The 8,025-nt window shown below is 43.3% G+C and carries 1 protein-coding gene; it reads right to left on the bottom strand.

Going from position 1 to position 8,025, the window contains the following annotated elements:
* Window positions 1-8,000 (bottom strand): choice-of-anchor J domain-containing protein (locus CHX27_RS05050; RefSeq protein WP_165764442.1); only part of this gene is annotated, 8,000 nt, incomplete at its 3' end.
* Window positions 8,001-8,025 lie beyond the last annotated feature (25 nt).

Genomic DNA, 8,025 nt, shown 5'->3' with positions numbered 1-8,025 from the left:
TCGTTGTTCGGTGAAATACCACGTTGGATGATACAACCGATGTTGGTGACATTTATAGACTCGATGGTAAAACAACCGTCTGCGGTGGTTACCTTAGCTGTAAAAGTTCCTTCTGAAGTTGCTGTAATTTCATTCTCTTGACTTCTTGATGTAAAAGTTCCGTTACTTGACCATTCGATAGTACTCGTTTCTAAATCGAAGGATTCATCAACTGGTAAAACTGTAATGACATACTGGTTGTTTTCGCAGCCAGATTCAAAAGTTATTTCGAATTCTGGAATAATTGTTACATCGACAGTTGAAATGAAATCCGCGCAACCAAAATCTCCAGAAACAAGGAAAGTTACCGTATAAGTGCCTGGATTACTCGTTGATGGATTAATTTCTCCAGTTATGGAATCGATAGTAAGTCCTGATGGAGCACTAAAAGTACCTAATGAAGAAGGTAAATTTTGAATTTGCTCCGATGTCGAATTTTTACAAAACGCAGTTGCTTCATAAGAAATGGTTCCAGTTACTGGAGCTGTAATTGTAATTGTAAAGCTAGCATTATCTGGTCCGCAACCTCCAGCTGCGGCTATTTGATTTGTAACAACATAAGTTCCAGCACTTGAAGCTTGAATATTTATCACCCCTGTATTTGGATCTAAGGACAGTCCAGTACTTGAAGATGAGAAACTTCCTGCAACACTTCCAAAACCGAAAATTGGCGTAATCGAAGCACTATCTCCACAGTATTCACTAGCGCTATAAGTGAAATCAGCTTGTGTACCCAATGTGATCGTTATTGGAAACTCTTCTGAAACTTCATCACAACCACCAAAAGCAGCGATTGTGTGTCTAATCAAATAGTCGCCAGGAACTGAAGCAGCTAAGTCAATTGTACCTGTATTTGGATCTATTGTAATACCGGCCGGCGTTGCAGAAAATAAGCCAATTGCAACCGAAGGCGTTGGATTAACAGAAGTAGTACAGTATGCATTAGACGAATAACTAAATGTGGCACTCGGCTCAGGATTGATTGTAATTTCAAAAGTATCTAAAACTACAGGGCAAACAGTACTATTGTTGACCGTATTCGTTATCGTGTAAGTTCCAGCTGGCGTAGCATTTAAATCGATTTCACCAGTACTTGAATTTATGACAAGTCCCGTTGAACCTGAAAAAGTTCCTGCACTACCACTTACAACAGGTAAAGGATTACCGCTATTTTTACAATAAGCGATTTGTGGATAATTAAATTCCGCTGAGGCAGCTCCTTCAATAGTAAGTCCAAAAGTGGCTGTTACCTCTTCACATCCAGCCGCAGCCGAAATGGTGTTTGTGATCGTATAAACTCCAACTTGACTTAACTCCAGATTTACAGCTCCAGTTGAAGGATTAATAACTAAACCATCAGGTGTAGATGTGAAGTTCGAATTTGCATTTGGTGTAACTAAAGGCACTGCTTCTGCGCCTAGAGCTCTACAATAGGTAGTGTTAGCATAAGCAAAACTAGCATCGGGTAATTCATTAATCGTGATTTCAAAAGTATCGCTACTTTCAGCACAATTTGTGGTAGCGCCTATTGTTCGCGTTACTGTATAGGTTCCAGCTGGTGTATCTGCTAAATTAATTTCTCCTGTTATTGAATCAATCACTAATCCTGTGGTACCAGTGTATGTTCCAGTGCCTTCAACAGTTATTGGCAAGGGATTACTGTTATTTTTACAGTAAACACTTTGAGAATAACTAAACTCTGGCGAGACTTGTGGCACTATAGTTAACTCAAACGTAGCTGTTACTTCTTGGCAAACTTCGGTTGCAGGAATAGTATTTGTAATCAGATAAATTCCCGGTTGGCTAAGTCCAAGATCAACAGTTCCAGAGATCGGGTTCAATGCTAAACCTTCTGGAGACGCTGTAAAGTTTGAATTAGCATCTGGAATTACAAGTAATTCGGCAGTTGTGTTAGCTATTTTACAGAATATATTACTTGTATATCCAAATGTTGGATTGGGAAGTGCGTTTATAGTTACTTCAAACGTATCAGTGCTTTCCGGACAAGTCCCTGTTTCTGCAATGGTATGAGTAACAAGATAAGTACCGGCTGGTGTATCAGCTAAATTTATTTCTCCTGTTGAGGCATTTATGATCAATCCTTCCGAGCCAGTGAATGTACCGGCTGCTTCTACTACAGTTGGCAGCGGATTTGTATCATTTTTACAGTAAGCTGTTTCAGCATAACTAAATTCAGGCGAAACAGAGTTAACAAGAGTTACTTCGAACGTTGCTGTGAGTTCCTCACAAGTCTCTGTTGCTAAAATTGTATTTTTTACAGTATACGTGCCTGGCTGGCTTAATTGAAGGTCAATTGCCCCAGTTATCGGATCTATAACAATTCCAGTAGGTTCAGCAGTATATCCATTCGATTGTTGCGGTAGAGTTGTTATTTGAGCAAATTCTCCTTCAACCCGACAGATTGTATTTGCCTCATAACCAAACGCTGCATTTGGAGCATCTGTAACGGTAAAAGTTACTGGAACCACCGCAAAACATGTTGAAAGCAAAGTACTTTCAACGCGCACATATATTATGCCAGATGACAGTAATTGTGTTCCAGAAAGGCCTAAATCACCGACATCATTTGTCGCGTTTTCGAGAGTATTATGTGAAGTTATTATGTAGTCTGCCGGATTTAAGGCACCTAAAACAGCAGCTTTTACTGCGTCAAAATCAAAACTAGCCTGACCCGGAGTCGATTCCGAATCACATTTCACATAGGCTTCCGGTGTAGAAGCATTTATAGCCGGACCGAGGGTAACAACAATTTCGTCAAAAACGGGATTCAACCCACATGCGCCCTGAACTTTGTACGTTCCAGATTCTGTTGCAACATAAGTAGCAGTAGTTGCTCCAGGAATTGGAGTTGTGGAAGGTAACAAGAACCATTCAAAAGTTGAAGGAACATTATTAACATCTTGAACATCAGCGATTGCATTCAGCGTAACTGAGTCGCCACATGCTTCAATATCTGGTCCAAGACCCACATCACAACAAATAGTTTCTCCTGCATCAGCAGCATCAAAGTTGGTTTGTACAAGCCTAATTAATCCAGGTTGGCCGTTGAAGTTGGTAATTAAAATGATGTAATATTCTCCAGCTTGTGCGTTCGGAATTGTTAAAGTCTCGGTAAATTGGAAGCTGTAGCTACAATCTACTATGTTTCCTTCTGGATAGAAGGTTGGGTCTGTAGTATTATTTGGGCATGGCGTCGGGGCACAAGGTCCAAATACAATTTCGTTACAACTTTCAGGAGAGTCAAAAGGCCCCCAAGCAACGAAGTCAACATCAAGACCATTCCCTACCGGATTGCCAGCTGCATCAAAAGCAGTATTTTGAAGAATGTTGAAAACAAGCGGTCCGTCTTGTCCAACATATAATGTGTAGTATGTTGGATTTGGTGTTGTTGCTAAACAAGCTATTTGCCCAGTGGAAGGAACTGCAGTGGTATTCGAATAAATAAAAGGTTGGTCAGGAGAGGAGCCGCAAAATGGTTCAGCACTCTCGCAGGTAGATATAGAGCGAATACAGATATCAAACTCTACGGCTTCGGGAATATTCGAGTTCGACCAAACACGTACAAAGTAGGTTTGACCCACAATGAGGTTAGTTGCGGTACTAATTAGGTTGTTTGCTGGCGAACAGTAGCGAAACACTTGTGCATCGCACGTTCCAGTGTATACGGCATGGTTCAAGTTAGTTGTTGTTCCCTCAACATTAAACAATTGAACAAAATGTGTAGTGGAAGTAGCAACAAAACTAAACCATACATCATCATCGGCAGTTCCTACGCAACCTCCCGGCAGATTTCCGCCCGTTGGAGTTGCGCCAATTAAGTTTCCAGATGAAAATACGTTACAAGTCGAGCTCGGATTAACAGCAACTGGTATGGCAGTCGCACAAGTATCATTGCCCGACGGAGGAGGAGGTGTATTAACACAAACATTAAAAGTTGCCGACGCGCCAGCAGTATTAGCAGCTGTATAAACTCTTATGTAGTAAACCTGATTAACTGTCAAGCCGTTAACTACTCTGGTAGTTTGAGTCGTACAATAAATTTGCGTCAGTGCATCACATGGTCCGGTAAATAAACTGTGATTTAGTGCAACGTTTGTAGCCGAACCAACAATATCGTTAATATTTATTACATGAATCGGATTCGTAGCAGTAAATGCAAACCAAACGTCGTCGTCGGCAGTTCCGCAACCCGCTCCAGCCGCTGCCGGAGGCGTTGATGCGGTTGCGCCTAAAGTGCTTCCTCCAACGTTAAAGCTTGGTTCACAAGTCCAGGTTGGGTTTACAGGAACATTAGTCGCGCCTATGCAATTGTCATTTGCAGGCGGCGAAGTAATACAAATTTCAAAGGTGGCTCTTTGAGTTGCAGCACTGCCGCTTGTATATGCACGAACATAATAAGTTTCTCCTGGAATAAGACCAGTCGCGTTTGAACTATAAGTAGTGCTACAGTATAATTGTGTTAAATTATCACAGGTTCCTGAGAACACGCTGTGATGAATACGAGCATTTGCTGGAGTTATATCAACATTGTTGATGTTAATTGTTTGAGTTCCTGATGGTCCAGCTACAAAGCTGAACCAAATATCGTCGTCTACTGTGCCGCAACCTTGTCCAGTATTCGCCACAGGTGCACTCGCAGTTCCGCCAAAAGTGTTGCCCAATACATTGTTTGCTGGAGCACAAACTTGTCCAGCGTTAACTGGAACAGGCAGCGCAGTTGCACACTCGTCATTGATAGGCTTAGTGATGAATGTATGCGGATTCAGGATAGTCCAAGCGCTACTCTCAGTAGGCGAACAGATAGCCTTAACATAATAAGTGTAAGCTGTTGAAGGCTGCAATGCATATCCAGTAGCTGCACTAATCGTGAACGGATTCGTAGCAGAAGGAATTGTTGGCGGTGTTGGTGGGTTATTCGTTGGCGCAGGTCCACCTTGCGGAACAATATAGATGGCAAAATTTGCTGATGGAGGCGTAGAATTGTCTGTCCAACTCAATACTGCGCTTGTTGCGCTTGGTACCGCAGTTAAAGCACTTGGCTGAGCACAAGCAGGAGGATTACAATTAGTAACGCCTGTGTATAGCACAGTAAGTGGAGTTCCTTGACCAGGAAGCTTCGTGAAATCTACATCGTTAAAAGGTGTAACAACAGTAAATCCTATGTTATCTGGGTTTGTTCCAGCAACACTCCAGAATACATCGAAAGGAACGTTCGGACAAAGGGCTACGGTTACTCCCGCTGCGGAATTAATACCCGTTGCACCCAGAGTTGCTACCACAATTCCGTTCTGACGAACTTGAATGCGGGCATTATTCCATGTATTACCTGTAGTTGCTGTCGAAAGTAAAAATCGGTAGTTACATCGATCAGCATCAAAACAAGTATCCGTATTGAAGACGGGGAAAGCTACCCAAATACTTGGATCTGGACCCGGGCAAACCGTTCTTACCCATGCATAATATATCGTAGCAGGTAATAAATCATTTGCTGTAAATGTAGTAGTTGTTATATTCGTATAAGTCGCAGGTGTAGCAGCTGTTGGAGCTACGTTTATCGGACTTACATAAATTTCCCAAAGTGTGTTGGTCGGTTCACCTGCAGTCCATGTAAATGTAGCCGATGCTGTTGTAGCTCCCGGAGTCGAGATAGCGGCTGCTGTTACAAGCGGCGTGGTTGGTCGGAAACAAGTTGGATCTGTTGTTGCAGTTGCAGGTCCTCCCCAAGCAGAGTTTGTAGGATTATCACAATTTACACGAACATAAACACTATAGGCGGTATCCGGAATTAAGGTTCCGACAGGGAACGTAAACGACGGGTTGTTTGGATCAGCTACTGTAATATCATTAAATGTCGGAGTTGACGTTGCAGTAGGAGCAGGAGAACCTGCCGGTAAAACTATGATGTCCCAAGAAGTTGTTGCAGGGGCGCTCCAAGTTACTGTCAAGAATGTAGTCTCTACCGAAGCCGCAGGTATCGTTACTGCTGTTGGAGTAAGATCACAGCGTGGTGTCTGACAGTCAACGGGCTGTGTCGTGATCACTGTTCCAACAGTTCCTGTTCCATCTGGTTTGGTAAACACAGTTTGTCCGAAATTGTTGATAACGTTTAAAATACATTGATTTGGCTGCGTTCCAGCAGTAACCCAAAAAATGTCAAATGGTATATCGTCACACAATGCAACAGTAACGTTTGCCGGTGCCGAACCCGTGCCAAGTTGTGGTCCCAAAGAGGCGACAACAATGCCAGCCTGACGTACCTGCATGACAGCTCCGTTCCAACCATTATTTGCAGAGTCTGTTAAGCGGAAGGTATAATCACACTTATTCGAAGCATCGCAAATTAAAGTATTGAAAAAGAGCGGACCAGCCCAGCCGGTGTAAGATGTCCCTCCAGGCGTACACTCTGCACGGACCCAGAACTCGTATTGGGTCGCTGCCGTAAGGGTAGGTTGAAAGCTGTTGGTGTTAACGGCAACACCATTTCCTGCGGGAACTCCCGTACCAGCAGGCTGTACGGCAACCTGCCACGATGTAAATTCCGTGCTTGTCCAACCTAAGGTTGCAGTTGTTAAACCAATATCCGTCGCTGTTAACGCCGTTGGCTTCGGGGCGCAATCTTCCCGTTGAATTAGTAAAGTGTAGGGTATTGACGGAGTAGTTTGGCTAGATGAAATAACTATAATATACGTTTGCCCTGCAACCATTGGCACAACTAACGAACGGGGTGTTCCCTGAGCGTTAGCAATACCGGCAATACACGATGTTCCAATCCCAGCACAGCTGTTATATACAAAAAGCGAAGAGTTATTCGCTCCTGGAGTCATTAAAATGGAAACGTTGCCAGTAATATCAGGCGTGTAGCTATAAAAAACCTCATTCCCTGCCAGGTAGTTTGTTCCCGCTGGTGTAGCACCACAGCCAGTTCCCTGGGTAGTATCTACTTCATCGCCAAAGTTCAACGTATTTCCTGCGGTTTGATATGGTAATGTTTGTACAACTAGCGGATCGGCACAAACCGAGCCTAATGGGAGTGTACAAAACGGAAACGGACCTGCCCAACCGCTAGTTAGCGTATCTGGCGCAGTTCCACAGACTGCTCGTACATAATATTGATAACACTGCCCCGGAGCAAAAGTTAAAGCCGATCCAGCCGTGTTAAAACTTGTCGGGTTTGTACCAGGAGCACTTACAATCACACCAGTACCCGTTGGATCCTGGCCCTGTGGTACTACTTCTATTTCAAAACTTGTTGCAAGTCCCGGATTGTTCCACGTAAGCGTTATGCTTGTAGACTGCGGATTTGAAGCGTCCAAACCGTTAGGGTTTGTGCAACGTTGCCTAACCCTTATGTCGTCTATTAACCAACGATCTCCCGAACGGGTAGGTGTAGGCTGCGTATGTATCCGAACAAAAGCGATATATATAGACTGCCCGATAAATGCAGCTGGAAAATCTATAACTTTCTCGGTATACTGCGTTATATTGCCATTTAAGTCTTGTAAATCAGACTCGGTGTACGACTGTAGTAATTGAAAAGCTGTTTGGTTATTTTGTGTGGCATTTAAAGAAGCTCGAACTTGAAAAATCGAACCCTGATCACCATTCTGAGCTTGGCGCGTCCAAAAACGCAACTGTCCATTTGCCGGAACAGTTAGCTGAGTTGTAATCATCCAGTCTTCTTCGGTATTGCCTGCCTGTATTTGTTCCAAAGGAATCAATGCAGCATTAGGGGCCGAATAGGCGGCAAGTCCCGATGGGTTGATCGGGTTGGGTGTTGTATTTAACATCCATTGTTGGTTTGCACCAATTCCAAAATTAGGACCGGCCGGAGCATTTAGCCTTAACCAACCCTCTGGAAAACCGTCTTCAAACGTCTCCGTGAATTGTGCAAATCCCGCAAAAGAAAACAACAATGCAATCAAAAGTGCAATTCTTTTCATAAAACGAGTTCTTAAAATTAAATCA

The organism is Flavobacterium aurantiibacter (assembly GCF_002251775.1).
GTDB classification, from domain to species: Bacteria; Bacteroidota; Bacteroidia; order Flavobacteriales; family Flavobacteriaceae; genus Flavobacterium; species Flavobacterium aurantiibacter.
This window is presented reverse-complemented; position numbering and strand designations above follow the sequence as displayed.